A 17,768-nucleotide genomic window follows, 5' to 3' on the forward strand; every position below is an offset into this window, starting at 1 on the left:
TTAGTGCTTTATTTATTAAAGTCACCATGTAAATCTGCCCATATTAAAGATGGGGCAATAACAATTACATCAAAGGTCATTGCTAAAGGGTATAAAACCTTGCGGGTAGCACGTTTGAATGGATGTTTTTTAGTTGTTTCAATTTTTTCCTGTAATTCAACTACGTAAGGAGTTGCTAGTTTTTGTTGAATATCTTTTAGGTCTTTAGCTTCATAAAGCTGGCCTTTGAAAGAAATATTAATATAGGGATATGGGGTATTTTCTTGAGCTTGGAGCATGGCAAAATTCTGTTTAAAATCCAAATCCGTTAACATATCTTTTTGCTTTTTATTTAGATTCCCCATGCGTGTATTATAGCGAATCTGTATTACTCCATGAAAATGATTTGGATCATCCATAGTGAGTACAAGTGGAGAGGGGATATTAAGTGTTCTTTCGGTGGATGGAATGGTTTTAATAATTTTTAGAAACTCTGCGCTACCATCGGTCATTAAATAATTATAGTCTTGACCTATAAATACCAATCCTTGTTCCTGCTGATTTTTAACTGCCTGTCCTAGGGCAATAATTTGATCTGTTTTTAAAGTATTCGTCTGAACTTGAGTTGTTTCATCGGGCAAGGCTGATGATAGTATTGACGTTGCACAGCCAGTTAAGCCAAAGCAAATTGTTAATATAGATACAGAAAAAAGCTTGTACATAATGATTACTCAATAATAAGTTATTTTTGTCTCGTCTAACGTGAGATAAGTTCTAAATTAAAAGGTGAGGATTCGTGATTCGAGGTTTTGTAATTTTATTACATGCCTAGTGCCTGTTATAGTGGCTTTGTTCAACTTTTTAGTTTAATGGTGCGCTTTTGCCACGTTCCACAATTTTTGTGTCCGTCTTGTTTAGTTTGCTCATATTCCAGAGTTTATGGAATGTGGCAGCGGCATTTTGCGCGCATGAAAACCAGGAAAAATCATTGCATCATTTCGGGCATCATGCGGCTTTGAATATAGATCAAGGCACACATCGTAGTCATACTGAACAGAACGATGCCGGAAGCACCTCTCATAAAGCTCCCTTAAATTTGCAAGATCACCATGATCATTTACCTTCATGTTTTCATGTTGTGATGACTGAAGTTGCAAAACAAGCTGAAGCACCTGTAGTACATGTGCAGGAACTCTCACAAATTTATCACTGGTCTAATTCTTACCAGTCACCCCATCTTACTGCTTTAAAACCTCCTCCTGTTTTAACCCCGCTATAGGTGGGGTAGCCAAAAAAAGCCCACCGCATCTCTTATTTATTGCGGGGCAAAAACATGTCTTCTATTTTTTCAAATCGAGTGAGTTCTACTTATCACTTAGAGAGTAACGTTAAGATAACGTTAAAAAAAGTTTTAACGATTTCAAGCCTGTCTATTGCCATGCTATTGGCTGGGCAAGCAGTGATAGCTCAGTCTGATATTCAACAAGAACGTTATATTCAAAAAGCAGCGTTTACTTTTGAGCAAGCGTTAGAACAGGTACAAAACTATCAAAATCAGCAAGGTGTTTGGAAAGCACAGCAGCAAATGGCTGAGGCTAATTTAAAGCAAAGTCGTTTATGGGCAAACCCAAGTCTTTCCATTGAGCAAACAGGTTTCCAGAGTGATCAAGAAAAAGAACTCGCGATTGGAATCTCTCAGCCTTTGGATATTTTTGGGCAGCGTAAGGCTGCACAAAATTTGGCAAAAGTAGAAATATCAAAAATTGATTTGGCTGAGCAGCGTTATACCGCTGAGCTTGGATTAATCGTTAAATATTTTTGGTCGCAAGTGGCTTTGCTTGAGCTTGAAAAATTTCTCATTGGAGAGCAGCTATCCGTTAGCCAAGAAAATTTACTAGCATCGGAAAAACGTTATCAGGCAGGAAGTATTGCGCAAGTTGATGTAGACCGAGTGCGTATGTCTCACTTGGAAAATCAGCGCTTATACCAACAAGTCGATTTAAAACTCCAAGTTGCGAAACAGCAACTAGTGAATTTATGGGGTGGTGGTTCAAGTCAGTTTCAGCTCTTTCAAAGTCCAAACCAGTTATGGGCGCTGGCAGCGAATATAGAACCAAACCAAGATTCACAAAATAATTTATTGGAGCGCTCTTTCCAGTTGGATTCTCTTGCGCAGCAAGCCAATATTCAACAGCTTAAAGCAAAAGCAAGACCACAACCTACCGTAACTTTGGGTGTTAATAACACTCGCTCTCCAGAGCAGAGTACAGATAACCAAATTCGTTTAGGCGTAGAAATTCCTTTAAATCTTTTTAATCGCCAACAGTATGGAATCAAGATTGCTCAAGCCAAGCAAGAGCTGACTCAACGCCAACAAAGCTTTTATCGACAGCAGAATCAAGCAGATATTGAGACTTTGATGTCAGAGTTAAAGGGTTTGCGCATCCAGTTTAAACAACTCAATGATCAGCAAGTTCCTCTTGCGGCTCAAGTTCAACAAAAAACATTACAAGGTTTCCGTTTGGGTAAGTTCGCAGTTACCGATGTTCAGCAAGCCACCATGCAATTGCAAGATGTCCGTTTACGTAAAGTCGAGCTATTAAAACAGGCTTGGCAAAATTCAATTGAAATTCAAAGTTTGCGTTTCGGTTTAGAGCCGGAACAAATCATGGCGAAAGATGCCTTAATGCAATTGAATCAACGTGCTTGGCAACAAAGCCAATCATTCCCAACTCAGGCAGGAGAATAAAAATGTCGACAAATTTAAAGAAAAATTCTCAGTGGCTTTGGGTGGGAGTGATTGCAGCAGTCACTGCAATATTAATCGGCTTGCTCGTTTTAAATTCAAAAAATAAACCTGCCTCTTCTGAAGCCTCAGAAGGCCATGGGCATGCTGAGGAAGAGGGTGAAGGACATCATGACGAAGGTGAAAAACCATTGATGCTCACTGCTCAACAAATGCAGGAACAAAATTTAAAAATTGAACAGGTTGAAGTGGGGGAAGTTGCTCAACTTCAAACTTATCCAGCCAAACTGGTTGTAAATACAGACCGTCAAGCCCATGTCTCACCAAGTTTTAGTGGTCGTGTCGAAGCAGTCTATGTTGAATTGGGACAACAGGTTAAAAAGGGTCAGGCTCTCGCAAGCTTATTGGTTCCAGATCTAGTCGATCAACAAGCGAATTTACAAATTGCACAGTCTAATCTTGATTTAACGCGTCAGGACTATGAACGTGAACGTAGCTTATGGTCTCAGGGAATTTCTGCTAAACAAGATTATCAACGAGCTTATAACGCTTACCAGCAAGCCCAAATTCAGGTTAAAGCAGCTCGCTCACGCTTAAGTGCATTCGGCGCAGGTTCCGGTTCAGGCGGACGCTACACCTTAACAGCTCCAATTGCTGGCACGGTGAGTAATAAAGATATTGTGGTGGGTGAAAACGTACAGCTTGCAGATCAGCTTTTTATTATTAATCAACTTGATCAGTTGTGGCTGGAGTTTATTTTACCAAGCACCGCAAATATGAATGTACAGCCAAATCAGCAGATTGAATTTAAATCTTTGCAAACTGGGAATGTATTTACTGCACAGGTTCAAAGCTTAACAACAGAGGCTGATGCTCAGACAGGGCGCTTACAAGTTCGTGCTAAGGTTTTAGCAAATAATAGTGAATTACGTCCAAACCTAATGGTTAACGTTGAGCTAAATTCAGGTTCAACGCAAAAAGTAACACGTGTAAAAGCTCAAGCGATCCAGCAAGTTGAAGGTAAAGACGTTATCTTTACTCCAAAAATGGTCAAAACAGGCTTTGAGTTTGAACCTGTCACTGTACAGTTGGGGCAACGTTCTAAAGATGGTCAGTGGGTCGAAGTTGTAAAAGGTATTAATCCAAGCCAGCGCTATGTTGCAGAAGGCAGCTTCTTGCTGAAATCCGAACTGGAAAAAGGAGAGGCGGAGCATGGACATTAATAAACCCGAACTGCCCAAACCCGAAGGACTATTTGACAGAGTTATTCAGTTTGCTATTCAAAATGCTATTTGGGTCATGCTATTTGTGCTGACGTGGATTGGAGTCGGAATCTGGAGTTATCAAAAGCTTCCTATTGATGCGGTTCCAGACATTACCAATGCTCAGGTGCAGATTAATACTCAAGCAAATGGATATACGGCTTTAGAGGTCGAACAGCGGATTACCTATCCTATTGAAAATGCGATGGCCGGAATTCCTAATCTGGAACAGACTCGCTCTATTTCCCGCTATGGACTTTCCCAAGTCACCATCATTTTTAAAGATGGAACAGATATTTATTGGGCAAGGCAACTGATTAACCAGCGTTTACAAGAGGCGGACGGACAACTACCTGAAACGGTTGATCCTGTCATGTCTCCTGTTTCAACGGGATTGGGTGAAATTTACCAATGGGTTGTGAAAGCAAAAGCTGGTGCTAAAAAAGCTGATGGTACAGCCTATACAGCCATGGACTTGCGTGAAATTCAGGACTGGATTGTACGTCCTCAATTACAGCGAGTGAAAGGTGTAGCCGAAATTAACAGTATTGGTGGTTACAATAAAACCTATATTGTTTCTCCTGATTTAAAACGTTTGCAGCAGCTTCAGATTTCAATTAATGAATTTCAAACTGCTCTGCAAGAAAACAATGAAAATCGCGGTGCAGGTTTTATTGAAGAGAATGGCGAGCAGCTCACTGTTCGTGTTCCGGGCATGTTAAGTAGTGTTGAGGATATTCAAAACATTACTGTAAGCACTAAAAATGGTTTACCAATTCGTGTGGCAGATGTGGCGAATGTCTCTATTGGGCATGATTTAAGAACGGGTGCTGCAACTTACAATGGTGGAGAAACTGTTCTTGGCATTGCCATGATGATGATGGGGGAAAACAGCCGTACAGTTGCTCAGGCGGTCGATAGCAAAATTAAGGAAATTCAATCTACTTTACCTAAAGGTGTAGAAATCGAAACGGTTTATGACCGGACGAGTTTGGTAAACAAAGCAATTGCAACAGTACAGAAGAACCTTGTAGAAGGGGCGATTCTGGTTATTGTGATTTTGTTTATTTTCCTCGGAAATTTCCGAGCAGCTTTAATTACTGCCTGTATTATCCCGCTTTCGATGTTATTTACCCTGACAGGTATGGCTGAACAAAACATTAGTGCCAATCTGATGAGCCTAGGAGCGCTTGATTTCGGGATTATTGTAGATGGTGCAGTTGTTATCGTAGAGAACTGTATTCGACGTCTAGCAGAAGCACAGCATGCTTTACAACGGCCACTTACGAGAACTGAGCGATTCAAAGAAGTTTTTCTCGCAGCGAAACAGGCCCGTCGACCGCTTATTTTTGGGCAAATGATTATTTTAGTGGTCTATTTACCTATTTTTGCTTTATCTGGCGTTGAAGCCAAAATGTTCCATCCGATGGCAATGACCGTGGTTATGGCGTTATTGGGTGCCATGATTCTTTCTGTGACATTTGTACCTGCGGCAGTTGCTCTTTTTGTTACGGGTGAAGTGAAAGAAAAAGAAACACGTTGGATGCTGCTTTTAAAGCAGAAATATCGAGATATTCTCGATCAGGCTTATCAACTTAAGATTGTTGTTCTTAGTTTTGCATTAAGTATTTTAGTGTTCACAGGTGTTTTAGCGACCCAAATGGGCAGTGAATTTGCTCCGCAACTCAGTGAAGGTGATTTCGCCTTGCAGCAAATGCGTTCACCTAGTACTGGACTCGAGCAGTCTCTGCGAATGCAAGAAAATACTGAAAAGCTCATTTTGAAAAATTTTCCAGAGGTAAAGGCTGTTTTTGCACGAACAGGGACGGCTGAGGTTGCAACTGACGTGATGCCACCTAATATCTCTGATGCGGTTATTTTGCTTAAACCTCATGATCAATGGCCAAACTCTAAAGAAACGTTAGATGAACTGCGTTCTCGTATGCAAGTTTTCTTGGCGACATTACCGGGCAATAACAGCGAGTTCTCTCAACCGATTGAGCTGCGTTTTAATGAGCTGATTTCAGGTATCCGGAGCGATATTGGCGTCAAGATTTTTGGCGATGATATGCAGGTGCTTAATGAGCAGGCTCAGGCATTTGCTCAAAAGATACAGACAATTTCTGGTGCTACGGCTGTTAAGGTTGAACAAACGAGCGGTTTGCCTGTGCTAAGTATCGAAATTAATCGTCCTTTGGCTGCGCAATATGGATTATCTGCTAAAGCCATTCAAGATATTGTGGCAGCAAGTGTCGGTGGACAAAATGTAGGGCAGATTTTACAAGGTGATAGACGATTCGATTTTGAAATTCGCTTAGAGGATCAGCAACGTACCATTCAAAACTTAGCCCAACTTCCAATTCAATTACCAAATGGTGGTCTAATCCAGCTTCAAGATGTCGCTAAAGTTGAACGTACATCAGGCTTAAATCAGGTAGGACGTGAAAATGGTAAGCGCCGTGTCATTATTACCGCTAACGTAGAAGGCCGTGATTTAGGGTCATTTGTTCAAGAGTTAAGAACAACGCTCGCAAAAGAACAACTACCAGCGGGGTATTGGTTGGAATATGGTGGTCAGTTTGAAAATCTAGCTTCAGCTGCTGCACGAATGAAAATTGTTGTTCCATTGGCGCTTGCTATGATTTTCATTTTACTCATGGCTGTATTCCATAACATTAAAGAAAGCCTGTTGGTGTTTAGCGGCGTTCCGTTTGCTTTGTCGGGTGGCATTATCGCACTTTGGCTAAGGGATATTCCACTTTCAATGTCGGCTGGCGTTGGATTTATTGCCTTGTCTGGTGTTGCTGTTTTGAATGGTCTGGTGATGCTGAGTTTTATTAAAGAGCTTAGAGAAAACTTTGATATTCAAACTGCAACTTGGAATGGGGCGATCTTACGCTTAAGACCCGTTCTAATGACGGCTTGTGTTGCTTCGCTTGGTTTTATTCCAATGGCTTTGGCAACAGGAACCGGTGCAGAAGTGCAACGACCTTTGGCAACGGTTGTTATTGGTGGCATTATTTCATCTACGATATTAACTCTGGTCTTATTACCAGTCATTTATCGATGGATGAATGAAAGCAAGGTGAAAAGCGCTGAGCATTCATAATGTCATCGATTTGAGATATCTTTTTTGATTACAGAACTTGAGTCAAAAAAGTGTTTGAAAGAGGTAAAAATAATAATGCATTCATTGTTACTTTTACCTCACCATAAAGATAAATAATAAGGAGTCCGCAACATGGGTGGACAACATGATCATAGTCATGCGGTAGTGACTGAAGGTAATGCTAAAAAATTAACAATTGCCTTAGCTCTTACTACAACGTTTTTAATTGTTGAGGTCATTGCAGGTTTAATCACGCAAAGTTTGGCATTGCTCTCTGACGCTGCACATATGTTTACAGATGCAGCTGCTTTGGCAATTGCTTTGGTTGCCATTCAAATTTCAAAACGTCCCGCTGATAATAAGCGTACTTTTGGCTATCAGCGCTTTGAAATTTTGGCAGCTTTATTTAATGCGCTCATGCTCTTTGTGGTGGCAGTTTATATTTTATATGAGGCCTATATCCGGTTCTCTAAGCCACCTGAAATCCAAAGTGTGGGGATGCTTATTGTGGCAACGGTTGGCTTAGTAATTAACCTCATTTCAATGAAAATTTTAATGTCGGGCGCTAACTCTAGTCTAAATGTTAAAGGTGCTTATCTAGAGGTCTTAAGCGATGCATTCGGTTCGGTAGGAGTGATCATCGCGGCAATAACGATTTATTTCACCAACTGGTACTGGATTGACACACTTATTGCCGTACTCATTGGCTTTTGGGTGTTACCAAGAACATGGATTTTGCTTAAACAGAGCATTAATATTTTGCTCGAAGGTGTGCCAGAAGAAGTGGATATTGAGAAATTACGTACAGATCTACTTTCTTTAAATGGCGTTGAAAGTATTCATCAACTTAAAGTCTGGGCCATTACGTCTAAAAATATTCATTTAACGGTGCACTTGTTTGCGCCAGAAGCAGAGCGTACAAGGCTTTATAATGAAGCAGTTGAAATGCTATCTCATGAACATGGGATTGCAGAGGTTACTTTGCAAATTGAAGATGACGAGGAGATTAACTGTCAGCACACTGCCCAGCATGCTCCCCATGAACATGCTGACGAAGCACATTCACATCAGCATTAAACTGATGTGAATAATTGATTAGATTTCCCACTCGTTATTGCAGTCACGGCATTTCCAATGTTTTTGTGACTGCATAAATGCTTGCATAGACAGTTTAAAGTCTGGTAAATCACGCCAGAACATAAAACCTGCCCCTACAGTCACAACAAAAACAACTACTGTTGCAATTTGAAGAGAGCTGCTTGCACCATTGCCAAAAATCCACATAAAAATGCTAATAATAACCAAGAGTAAAAGCATAAAAATTGCAGGAATTAAGATAGCAAGGCTTTTAGGAACAGTTGGTTTTGCGCTGTTAATGCCTTGGCTTACAGGCATAATTTTAACACTTTGACATTGAGGGCAACGGTATTGCATAGGAACTCCACATTCAGTTTGAATCTATTCTAACGGAAATGTCGAAAAAGAAAAAAATTTGTAAGATATCGATGAAGTGCTTTGAGCTAGCAAAAAATTAATTTTGAATAAACAAGGAAATACAAAAAGCAGATGATTTATGCGTACACATAAAAATTAAAATAATATTGTAGAGCATGCTAATCTACAGAAAAATGAAGTGTGATTAGCACTATAAATGAGCTTAAATACTCATAAATAGGATGTGAAATAAATATAAAAAGGAGAGAGGGACTTGGGTCAACAAGATGACAATGAGTCGAAGCCTACAACAACAGCATCGGCTGTAGATACCCCAGATACCGCAAAACAGTCATTATCTCGTCGATTACTGCATAAGACATTGCAACATGCCCAAGATGCGGTCGGGTTCGCTAGTGATACGACACGTAATATTGCAGGGGTCGCGGATGCTGCATTAGATGCGCTCGACCAAGTGACCACTCACACCAGACGTGGAGTTGTCGGAATGACAAATCTGGCAGCAGGTACTGTAAGAGGTATGGTGTCTGAAACCAGTGAAACTGCACGTCAAGTCGCGTTGATCATGGCACGTACATTTTTGGGGAAGAGCACTTTAACGCTGTATTTACCGGAAATGCTATTAAACAATCAAATTCGTAAGCGCATAGATCGTTCTGAAATTGATGATATTAAAATCAAGTGTGGCAATGATAGTTTCCAAGTCGAGATCGATGGGCATTACCATCGTTTCATGTATCGTTTAAGTTTAGATTTTAAAGTATTGGAATGTCGTATTGGGCAGGAAAAATTTTTGCGCCTACGTCAAATGGATGAGAGCCTTGATGTTCAGATCCGCCATGGGGGAACACTATCAAACTGGGTTGTGCGCCGTATTGGTCGAGTTGGTTTTGAAGTGGTGAATATGTTACCGATTCCATCACTCATTAATCACTTGATTGGTGATATTCCTGGCATCCAGCGTGATGGTCACCGTATGTGGTTTATTGACCTAGAGCAAGCAGGATTTATCGACTTTATTAATAACCGTTCATGGATGGTTGAAAAGCTTTTAAGTTTGACTGATTTTAGTATTTTACCGGGTTTGAATATTTTGAGAGAAAGTCGAGAGTTGGTCCAGCAATTGGTAGATCAATTTGAAATTAGAGGACTACGGGTACAATCGGGTCGCCTTGAAGTACAAGTGGGCATTGCGAGTTAATGGAGCATATGAAAAGCTAATCATGATTGGCTTTTCATTTTTTAAGGCAAGAAAAAAGCCACTGACGTTATGCAGTGGCTTTTTAGAATTTGGCGTCCCTACGGGGATTCGAACCCCGGTTACCGCCGTGAAAGGGCGATGTCCTAGGCCTCTAGACGATAGGGACATATGTGAGGCATACATCTGAAAAAATTACTGGCGTCCCTACGGGGATTCGAACCCCGGTTACCGCCGTGAAAGGGCGATGTCCTAGGCCTCTAGACGATAGGGACGTTTCAGAGGTGGGCGTATATTAGGTCGATTTAATAAAAGTGTCAAATAGTTTTCTGAATAAATATTAAAAAAAGCTATCAAGCGCTTAAAAATAACTCAAATTGTAGAAAATATATACATTTAGCCCTCTTTTTTCTGAAAAGGTTCAATAATTGCCTTTATCACGGAGGGATGTTGTAAATATCCTAAAATCTCATGTGGCTGGTTAGCGAAGGTAAAAATTTTCTGATTAATAATGGGTGGATCAAAGTTAAAAGGAGCCTCACATAATGGAAATGCAGTCAGAAAATCATCTTGGGAATAAAAATTAAACCATTCGCCGTCAATATGGGGTGGCCTAGAAATTGGACTTGGGAGCTTACTTTGAATGACGCGAAAAGATAAAGGAGACGCTAATGTTATAAATCGGTTAATCGAAAACCGATATGAAGGGTTTGAAAGTAGATTAAAAGCAATGACTGAGCCGAGAGAGTGTGCAACGACGATATAATCATCATCCTCTCGCATTTTTTGTAAAATCCGCTCATTAACTTCCTGCATAAATTCAGGATTAGATAAGTACATATAAGTTTCAATCAGAAACTGCTGTATCAAGCTCTCATGCAATTTTGGAAAGTTGTTTAAAAGAACAACCAATTCTTTGAGTACTCGATCCTTTACGAGCTGAGAGGTGAGATAAAGTCGTTCTGAGAAGCTTTTTTCAGCTGGGTCAGTTGCTGGTAGTAATAAAGGAACAAATGGAGTGTGTTCTTTAGCTGGAGGATTGTTGCGATGTAATTGAATGGGTAAATAATTATTTAAAAAAGACTTAGGTAATAAAGTATTAGGGTTTAATTGATTGCTTAATTGATATTTAGTCATCAGATCGCCATAAAATGGCATATGAATATGAAGATCGCGCACGTTAACTTTGCAAGGCATCTGTTTTAGACCGAGCTTAAATACTTTTAACCAATGCTCTTTCAAGCGATGTGCTGTGTAATTCTGTTGATTCATCCCGTGGATAAATATAATTTTCATTCTATACAAGGAATTGTTTTTAATATAAATTTTAATCTACAACGGTATGTTATATAAAACCAGTATGCAGACAAAAAAAAGTGTAGTTTTTTGCTACACTTTCATTGAATAAGAGTGGTTTAGACTTTATTGCGGTAAAAAATAAAATAGCTGACATAACATAAAGCTGTAAAAATAAGGCAGCCTACGAAACCAGCACGCATTTCAGGGTCTGCTGCCATACTTAAACACGTAATAAAGCAGAAAATAAAACCTAAAATCGGGACGATAGGAAATAATGGGGCAGCATATTGTAAGTCTTTAACTGTATGGCCAGATTTGTACCATTGGCGACGGAAATTAAATTGACTTAAACAAATGCTCATCCAGACAATAACCATAGTAAATGCTGCAACGCCAAGCAGATTTTTAAAAATAGTCTCTGGGGCAAATTGCTCTGATAACAAGCCTGGAATTGCTCCAAACATTGTTACAACTAAGGCAACAATAGGTGTTCCACTTTTTGAGAGCGTAGCAAATACGCTAGGTAATAATTTTTGTTCTGACAGTGACCACATCATACGTGAAGCGGCATAAAGGCCTGAGTTTGCTGCCGAAAGTAGGGCTGTAATAATTACAAATCTAATAATATCATCCGCATATGGAATGCCAATATAATTAAATACGGTAACGAAAGGGCTACTACTTACGCTTTCACCGCCTAAACCTGCAAGCTGGAAAGGAAGTAAAGCACTAATAACAATAATGGTCCCTACAAAGAAAATAAGAAGACGCCAAATCGCTGCATTAATTGCTTTGGGTACATTTTGAGCCGGATCTTTGGTTTCACCTGCTGCTACGCCAATTAATTCGGTTCCTGAGAAAGCAAAGTTAACAATCAGCATGGTGGTGAAAATAGGAATTAAACCATGCGGGAACCAGCCTTGAGCTGTAAGATTGCTAAATAGTGGTGCAGTTTGGCTACCATGAAAAGGAATTAAACCAAAAATTGCTAATAGGCCCAGTACAATAAAAGCAATAACGGTAATTACTTTAATAAGAGCTAGCCAAAACTCAGACTCAGCAAAAATGCGAGTTGAACTAATATTTAAACCAAAAATAGTGATTGCAAAAACAATTGTCCAGATCCACATTGAAATATGTGGGAACCATTCCTGCATGAGTAATGCTGCGGCTGTGAATTCAGTTCCAAGCGTTGCAGTCCAGGTCAACCAGTACATCCAAGAAATCATATAGCCTGTACTGGGGCTGATATATTTTTTGGCATAGGCACCAAAAGAGCCTGAAACAGGCATATGTACAGCAAGTTCTCCTAGGCAGAGCATGACCATATAAGCGATCGCGCCACCAAGAATATAGGCAATAATTGCGCCAATAGCTCCAGTTTGTGAAATGACTTCCCCTGAACCTAAAAATAAACCAGTTCCGATTGCCCCGCCTAGTGATAGCATAACAAGATGGCGAGTACTCATGGCTCTTTTTAAAGGTGCAGTACTGTTCTGATGCTGATGAGCATCTAGTTGATTGTCAGATGGCTGCATATTACACATTGAGAGAATTAAGAAAGACGCTATTTTAGATAAAATAGACAAATGTGCAATCTAGAAAGAGATAAAGAATAAACAGTAAGGTGACGATAGAGTCTTTTAATAATTTTTAAAGCAGAATATGGCGTCCCTACGGGGATTCGAACCCCGGTTACCGCCGTGAAAGGGCGATGTCCTAGGCCTCTAGACGATAGGGACTTGATGAGGCAAACACAAAGGAGCGTGGTGGAGTCAAGCGGGATCGAACCGCTGACCTCTACAATGCCATTGTAGCGCTCTACCAACTGAGCTATGACCCCAGTTTGTGTGAGCGCAATATTAGGTTGAATGCGCTCACACGTCAACTAAAAAATGAATTAAACTTCGCTAGTTGCTTCATTTTTCGGCAATTTTAAGCTCTCATTGAGTTTTTCCCAATTTTTAACTTCTTTCTTGCTTGGTCCACCCACAATTTCTAAAGCGCGACGTAAACGAGCAAAAGTTAAATCAGGTCCAAGGGTGACCATTGACTGCATTACAGGTGTTGAGCTGGTTGAACCCGCAATTGCGATAAAGAACGCAGGCATGAAATCGCGTAATTTAATCTCCATCTGGTTCGCAAGATCCATCAGAGTTTGGCTAACAGTGTCATTGTTCCATGTAAATTGGCCTTCAAGACGCCATATTGCAAATTGAAGACTTTGACGAACCTGTTCAGAAGTCAATTTTTTACTTTCAAACATTTCTGCTGTGATTTGTGGCATATGGTTAAAATAGAAACCAGCCCAATTTACTGCTTCTGAAAGCAAATTAATACGCGGTTGAATGGCAGCAGCAATATCTTCTAAAGTGCTGCGATCACTCTTCCATGTTAATAAACGGTCTAATAGTTGGCCGGGAGTTAAACCTTTAATCCATTGACCGTTAAGCCAGTTTAATTTTTCAACATCAAAAATCGGACCACCAAGTGATACACGTTGAATATCAAAGTTATCCATCATGTCTTGTAGCGTAAATACTTCTTTTTCGTCCGGCATTGACCAACCCATACGGCCTAAATAGTTTAACAAGGCTTCTGGTAATACACCGATATCGCGGTAGTAGTTAATTGATGTCGGGTTTTTACGTTTAGATAATTTTGATTTATCTGGATTACGCAATAATGGCATGTGGCAGAGTGTTGGCATTTCCCAGCCAAAATATTGGTAAAGCAACTGATGCTTTGGTGCAGATGGAAGCCATTCTTCACCGCGCAATACATGAGTGATTTCCATTAAATGGTCATCAACGACATTGGCTAAATGATAAGTTGGTAATCCATCATTTTTAAGAAGAACTTGCATATCGACTTGCGCCCAAGGAATTTCAACTTCCCCGCGTAATAAGTCATTAAATTTACAAATACCTTCTTCAGGTACTTTCATACGGATAACATGTGGTTCGCCCGCTTCCAAGCGACGTGTCACTTCTTCTTGAGAAAGTTTTAACCCACGACCGTCATATTTTGGTGTTTCACCACGTGCTTGTTGTTCTGCACGCATCTGGTCTAGTTCTTCGGCTGTAGCAAAACAATAAAAAGCATGACCTTTTTCAACAAGTTCTAACGCGTATTGCTTATAAATTCCCATACGTTCAGATTGGCGATACGGTGCATGTGGCCCCCCCACATCTGGACCTTCAGACCAATTTAGGCCTAACCAACGCAATGAATCCAAAATCATTTTTTCAGACTCTGGTGTAGAGCGAAGTTGGTCTGTATCTTCAATCCTTAAAATAAATTCTCCGCCATGTTGTTTCGCAAAACACATGTTAAATAAGGCGATGTAGGCGGTGCCGACATGAGGAAAACCAGTAGGGGAAGGTGCAATACGAGTACGAACTTTCATAGGTAATGGGTCAAAATAAAAATTGAAACTATTATAACGAAAAAGCCCAGTATTCTGACGTTTTATTTAACATCAGACTGGGCTAAAACTGAAACGGTGAGGGGGAGTTTCAGAATTTAAGATGCATGTGGCTGGAAGATCGCCTGAACAAAACGTGAAAAACGTTCGTGCTGAGCAGCAAGAAAGTTTTGAGTGGGGGTAACGCGAATTGAATTGAGTACTTTAAGTTCATCATTTGTAGAAGGTAATACAATAGGATTACGTTTCTGCTGATCTAAAGCTTTTTCAATAAGCGAAGTCTGCTTATCTGCCCCAGTTTTGTTTGGAGTATCTTTAAGTACTGCAGCTGCAGAAAACTGTGATGCCAAACCCAGCACCAAACTTAAGCTTAACGCTTTTCCATAATGAATTTTCATTATTAATCATCCCCTCTGTTCATTACATTTCATCTATTTTTTGAGTTTAACGAAATGTAAAATTACGGTAATGCTACGATTTAAACATAAATCTTAATAAAAAAGTGGAACTGTGTCACACTTTTTACAAAAATTATCTATATTTTAATCTGGTCGGCCCAAATGTAGGCCATATGTATCCTTTGCGCTTCATTATTTAACAAATTAATGTGTAGATAAAGTGAAGGCCCTCATTAAGTTGTAAGAATAATTACAAAATTTTTCAAAAATGAAATAACTTAGACATCTTAATCTATATATTTTAAAGAGATTAATAAAAAATATATTAATATAAGTAATTGATTGTAAATTATAAAATTAAAAATATAGTAAAACTAAAACCAATGATGGATTTTGTAAATGAAAAAAATATCAATAATGGCTGTAGCGGTGTACTTGGGAATGGCAACAGCAGCTCAGGCAGCTACTTCTTTTTTAAACGTTTCTTATGACCCGACTCGAGAATTTTATCAAGAATATAATCAGGCCTTTGGTAAGTTCTGGAAACAACGCACAGGGCAGGATGTTGAATTTAAACAGTCGCATGGTGGATCTGGTAAACAAGCTCGGGCGGTTGCTACTGGTTTAGAAGCTGATGTTGTAACGTTAGCGTTAGCTAATGATATTGATGAGATTGTGAAAGCAGGCTTTATCCAGCCGAATTGGCAAAAAGAATTTCCGAATAATTCTGCGCCTTATACTTCTACTGTTGTATTTCTAGTACGGAAAGGTAATCCGAAAAATATACGTGACTGGAATGATCTAACAAAACCGGGTGTTGAAATTATCACCCCTAACCCTAAAACAGGTGGCGCACCTCGTTGGATTTATTTGTCTGCATGGGGTTATGCCTTAAAACAACCGGGTGGTAATGATGCCAAGGCTCGTGAGTTAGTTAAAAAACTTTATCACAATGTAAAAGTACTTGATTCGGGAGCACGCGGTTCACTAACAACATTTGCCGAACGTGGAATTGGTGATGTTTTATTATCATGGGAAAACGAAGCTTTATTGGCAACGAAAGGACCTGATAAAGATAAATATGAAATTGTTTACCCATCAATTTCAATTTTGGCAGAGCCATCAGTCGCAATTGTAGATAAAACCGTTGATAAAGATGGGAATCGAACTTTAGCAAAAGGCTATTTGAACTTTTTATATTCACCGTTAGGGCAAGAGCTTGCTGCTAAACATTATTTCCGACCGCGTAATGCTCAAGTGGCTGCTAAATATGCAGCCCAATTCCCAAAAATTAAATTATTTACCATTAATGATGTTTTTGGTGGTTGGGCGAAAGCTCAAAAAACTCACTTTGCTAATGGTGCGATTTTTGATCAGATTTATGATGGTAAACAATAAGAAAACTATTGAAATAGATTATCGTTTTTTAGATTAAAACTGCATTCAATTTATTTATAAGTCGGCAAGCGTGCCCTAAAAGTACGTTTGCCTTTTTATTTTGCTTAAAAAATGCTAACAAAACGGTTTTATCTATGAAAAATTAATATTTTCCTACAAAAAGCCGTTTGGCGTTGCCCATAAACAAGGTGATAATGTGCAGTTACATTTTCACGCTATGATTTAACACCTATGTCGCATATTTCTGTCTTACTTTCCGAGACCATTGAGAGCTTATTGGCAGATCGCACAACTGGGGTGTATATCGATGCAACCTTTGGAAGAGGTGGGCATACCCGTTTATTGCTTTCTAAACTTGATGAAAATGCGCGAGTGTACGCATTTGATAAAGACCCTCAAGCATTGGAAGTTGCTGCTACTTTGGCACAAGAAGATTCAAGATTTACCATCATTCATGCCAGTTTTGCTGATATCAAAGAGAAGATGCAGGAAATTGGTGTGATGAGTGTTGATGGAATTATGGCTGATCTAGGGGTTTCATCTCCTCAACTTGATCAGGCAGAGCGTGGTTTTAGTTTTATGCAAGATGGTCCGTTGGACATGCGAATGGATAATTCTAAGGGCTTAACTGCTGCCGAGTGGTTACTTAAAATTGAAGAAGAACAATTAGCAAATATTATTTATCAATATGGTGAAGAGCGTTATAGTCGACGTATTGCTAAAGCCATTAAACTAGCTGGAAAACTAGAAACGACCGCTCAATTGGCGGAAGTTATTAAAACTGCTCATCCAAAATGGGAAAAACATAAACATCCAGCGACACGTGCATTTCAGGCTATTCGAATTGCTATTAATAAAGAGCTAGAAGATATTGAACTGTTTTTGCCGCAAGCTGTAGACTTACTAAAACCGGAAGGACGTTTGTCTGTTATTAGTTTCCATTCTCTTGAAGATCGACTGATTAAGCAGTTTATTCAAAAAGAATCTACGTTAGCAGAAGATTTCGGTTGGGGAATGCCTGAGCAGCGGGTAGATACAAGAAGATTAAAGAAAATTTCGCGGGTTCGTGCGAGTGAAGAAGAAGTAAAAGCGAACCCTCGTTCACGTAGTGCATGGCTTCGGGTTGCTGAACGCTTGGAAGAAAAAGGCGCGTAATGAAAAGCAGTGATGAAATCGCAACCACAGAAAACAAAGTGGTGAAAAAAGTTGTTGTGTATACAGTATTGGTGGCGCTTGTTTTTATAAGTGCCATGATGGTGGTATTTCAAGTATTTGAATATCGTCATGATTATAGAGAGCTTAGCTCTTATATGCGTGAACGTGATGATCTCAATGCTGAATGGGGGCGTTTGCTCATTGAGCAACAAACCTTTGGTGCAACGGCACAGATTGGTACGCGTGCTGTAACTCAGCTACGGATGTTTTCTCCACCGGCTGCAGAAACGGTGGTAATTTCTTTACCAATGACCTCAGAGCAAAATAAGTAAGGCCTTGCTG

General features: G+C 39.7%; 15 protein-coding genes and 4 tRNA genes. 9 read left to right on the forward strand and 10 right to left on the reverse strand.

Annotated elements, in window-relative coordinates; all coding sequences use genetic code 11:
- Window positions 1-8: 8 nt before the first annotated feature.
- A complete protein-coding gene (locus tag AC07M3_RS07950) occupies window positions 9-701 on the reverse strand; it encodes a YidX family protein (protein ID WP_494566999.1) in 693 nt (230 codons plus the stop codon).
- A 158-nt stretch (window positions 702-859) separates the two neighbouring features.
- Here AC07M3_RS07950 and AC07M3_RS07955 point away from each other — a divergent pair, with 158 nt between their 5' ends.
- From AC07M3_RS07955 to AC07M3_RS07975, 5 genes are all read left to right on the forward strand, one after another.
- The gene (locus AC07M3_RS07955) at window positions 860-1,258 is read left to right on the forward strand and encodes a cation efflux protein, CzcI-like (RefSeq protein WP_494566998.1); all 399 of its coding nucleotides are present in this window, start codon (window positions 860-862) and stop codon (window positions 1,256-1,258) included.
- A gap of 54 nt (window positions 1,259-1,312) precedes the next feature.
- The gene (locus AC07M3_RS07960) at window positions 1,313-2,728 is read left to right on the forward strand and encodes a TolC family protein (RefSeq protein WP_494566997.1); all 1,416 of its coding nucleotides are present in this window, start codon (window positions 1,313-1,315) and stop codon (window positions 2,726-2,728) included.
- A 2-nt stretch (window positions 2,729-2,730) separates the two neighbouring features.
- Window positions 2,731-3,948, forward strand: a complete 1,218-nt coding sequence (locus AC07M3_RS07965; RefSeq protein ID WP_494566996.1) for an efflux RND transporter periplasmic adaptor subunit — start codon at window positions 2,731-2,733, stop codon at window positions 3,946-3,948.
- A complete protein-coding gene (locus AC07M3_RS07970) occupies window positions 3,938-7,096 on the forward strand; it encodes an efflux RND transporter permease subunit (RefSeq protein ID WP_494566995.1) in 3,159 nt (1,052 codons plus the stop codon). The genes AC07M3_RS07965 and AC07M3_RS07970 overlap by 11 nt, the downstream gene beginning before the upstream one ends.
- A gap of 132 nt (window positions 7,097-7,228) precedes the next feature.
- Window positions 7,229-8,173 carry a cation diffusion facilitator family transporter gene (locus AC07M3_RS07975; RefSeq protein WP_494566994.1) on the forward strand — a complete coding sequence of 315 codons (945 nt, stop codon included), beginning with the start codon at window positions 7,229-7,231 and terminating at the stop codon, window positions 8,171-8,173.
- An 18-nt stretch (window positions 8,174-8,191) separates the two neighbouring features.
- Here the strand turns inward: AC07M3_RS07975 and AC07M3_RS07980 are convergent, their stop codons facing one another.
- Window positions 8,192-8,530 (reverse strand): hypothetical protein, encoded by a 339-nt coding sequence (locus AC07M3_RS07980; RefSeq protein ID WP_005038239.1) that lies wholly within the window; start codon window positions 8,528-8,530, stop codon window positions 8,192-8,194.
- A gap of 274 nt (window positions 8,531-8,804) precedes the next feature.
- Between AC07M3_RS07980 and AC07M3_RS07985 the strand changes: the two genes are divergently transcribed.
- The gene (locus AC07M3_RS07985) at window positions 8,805-9,752 is read left to right on the forward strand and encodes a hypothetical protein (protein ID WP_494566993.1); all 948 of its coding nucleotides are present in this window, start codon (window positions 8,805-8,807) and stop codon (window positions 9,750-9,752) included.
- A 90-nt stretch (window positions 9,753-9,842) separates the two neighbouring features.
- Here the strand turns inward: AC07M3_RS07985 and AC07M3_RS07990 are convergent.
- From AC07M3_RS07990 to AC07M3_RS08025, 8 genes are all read right to left on the reverse strand, one after another.
- Window positions 9,843-9,918, reverse strand: a tRNA-Glu gene (locus AC07M3_RS07990).
- Window positions 9,919-9,948: 30 nt separating this feature from the next.
- Window positions 9,949-10,024 (reverse strand) — tRNA-Glu (locus AC07M3_RS07995).
- A 121-nt stretch (window positions 10,025-10,145) separates the two neighbouring features.
- The gene (locus AC07M3_RS08000) at window positions 10,146-11,045 is read right to left on the reverse strand and encodes a hypothetical protein (RefSeq protein ID WP_133747405.1); all 900 of its coding nucleotides are present in this window, start codon (window positions 11,043-11,045) and stop codon (window positions 10,146-10,148) included.
- A gap of 119 nt (window positions 11,046-11,164) precedes the next feature.
- Window positions 11,165-12,586, reverse strand: a complete 1,422-nt coding sequence (locus AC07M3_RS08005) for an amino acid permease (RefSeq protein ID WP_133747406.1) — start codon at window positions 12,584-12,586, stop codon at window positions 11,165-11,167.
- Window positions 12,587-12,714: 128 nt separating this feature from the next.
- Window positions 12,715-12,790: transfer RNA gene (locus AC07M3_RS08010), tRNA-Glu, on the reverse strand.
- Between the two features lie 25 nt (window positions 12,791-12,815).
- Window positions 12,816-12,891, reverse strand: a tRNA-Ala gene (locus tag AC07M3_RS08015).
- A 57-nt stretch (window positions 12,892-12,948) separates the two neighbouring features.
- Complete coding sequence (gene gltX / locus AC07M3_RS08020) at window positions 12,949-14,457, reverse strand: glutamate--tRNA ligase (RefSeq protein WP_092709877.1); 1,509 nt, start codon at window positions 14,455-14,457, stop codon at window positions 12,949-12,951.
- Window positions 14,458-14,573: 116 nt separating this feature from the next.
- Complete coding sequence (locus tag AC07M3_RS08025; RefSeq protein WP_003653839.1) at window positions 14,574-14,873, reverse strand: hypothetical protein; 300 nt, start codon at window positions 14,871-14,873, stop codon at window positions 14,574-14,576.
- A gap of 399 nt (window positions 14,874-15,272) precedes the next feature.
- On the opposite strand from AC07M3_RS08025, the gene AC07M3_RS08030 reads away from it, so the two are divergent.
- From AC07M3_RS08030 to ftsL, 3 genes are all read left to right on the forward strand, one after another.
- The gene (locus AC07M3_RS08030) at window positions 15,273-16,271 is read left to right on the forward strand and encodes a sulfate ABC transporter substrate-binding protein (protein WP_092709875.1); all 999 of its coding nucleotides are present in this window, start codon (window positions 15,273-15,275) and stop codon (window positions 16,269-16,271) included.
- Between the two features lie 231 nt (window positions 16,272-16,502).
- Window positions 16,503-17,426 carry a 16S rRNA (cytosine(1402)-N(4))-methyltransferase RsmH gene (gene rsmH / locus AC07M3_RS08035; RefSeq protein WP_494566992.1) on the forward strand — a complete coding sequence of 308 codons (924 nt, stop codon included), beginning with the start codon at window positions 16,503-16,505 and terminating at the stop codon, window positions 17,424-17,426.
- On the forward strand, window positions 17,426-17,758 hold the full coding sequence (gene ftsL / locus AC07M3_RS08040) for a cell division protein FtsL (protein ID WP_004789835.1): 333 nt from the start codon (window positions 17,426-17,428) through the stop codon (window positions 17,756-17,758). The genes rsmH and ftsL overlap by 1 nt, the downstream gene beginning before the upstream one ends.
- Window positions 17,759-17,768: the final 10 nt, after the last annotated feature.

The sequence above is a fragment of the Acinetobacter sp. GW821-FHT09D10 genome (assembly GCF_059416285.1).

Excerpts from the sequence above, each read along its gene's own strand:
- AC07M3_RS07980 (WP_005038239.1), bottom strand. The coding sequence starts at position 8,530 with ATGCAATACCGTTGCCCTCAATGTCAAAGTGTTAAAATTATGCCTGTA.
- AC07M3_RS08000 (WP_133747405.1), bottom strand. The coding sequence starts at position 11,045 with ATGAAAATTATATTTATCCACGGGATGAATCAACAGAATTACACAGCA.
- rsmH (WP_494566992.1), top strand. The coding sequence starts at position 16,503 with ATGTCGCATATTTCTGTCTTACTTTCCGAGACCATTGAGAGCTTATTG.
- AC07M3_RS07960 (WP_494566997.1), top strand. The coding sequence starts at position 1,313 with ATGTCTTCTATTTTTTCAAATCGAGTGAGTTCTACTTATCACTTAGAG.
- gltX (WP_092709877.1), bottom strand. The coding sequence starts at position 14,457 with ATGAAAGTTCGTACTCGTATTGCACCTTCCCCTACTGGTTTTCCTCAT.
- AC07M3_RS07975 (WP_494566994.1), top strand. The coding sequence starts at position 7,229 with ATGGGTGGACAACATGATCATAGTCATGCGGTAGTGACTGAAGGTAAT.
- AC07M3_RS08005 (WP_133747406.1), bottom strand. The coding sequence starts at position 12,586 with ATGCAGCCATCTGACAATCAACTAGATGCTCATCAGCATCAGAACAGT.
- AC07M3_RS08025 (WP_003653839.1), bottom strand. The coding sequence starts at position 14,873 with ATGAAAATTCATTATGGAAAAGCGTTAAGCTTAAGTTTGGTGCTGGGT.
- AC07M3_RS07970 (WP_494566995.1), top strand. The coding sequence starts at position 3,938 with ATGGACATTAATAAACCCGAACTGCCCAAACCCGAAGGACTATTTGAC.
- ftsL (WP_004789835.1), top strand. The coding sequence starts at position 17,426 with ATGAAAAGCAGTGATGAAATCGCAACCACAGAAAACAAAGTGGTGAAA.
- AC07M3_RS07965 (WP_494566996.1), top strand. The coding sequence starts at position 2,731 with ATGTCGACAAATTTAAAGAAAAATTCTCAGTGGCTTTGGGTGGGAGTG.
- AC07M3_RS07950 (WP_494566999.1), bottom strand. The coding sequence starts at position 701 with ATGTACAAGCTTTTTTCTGTATCTATATTAACAATTTGCTTTGGCTTA.
- AC07M3_RS08030 (WP_092709875.1), top strand. The coding sequence starts at position 15,273 with ATGAAAAAAATATCAATAATGGCTGTAGCGGTGTACTTGGGAATGGCA.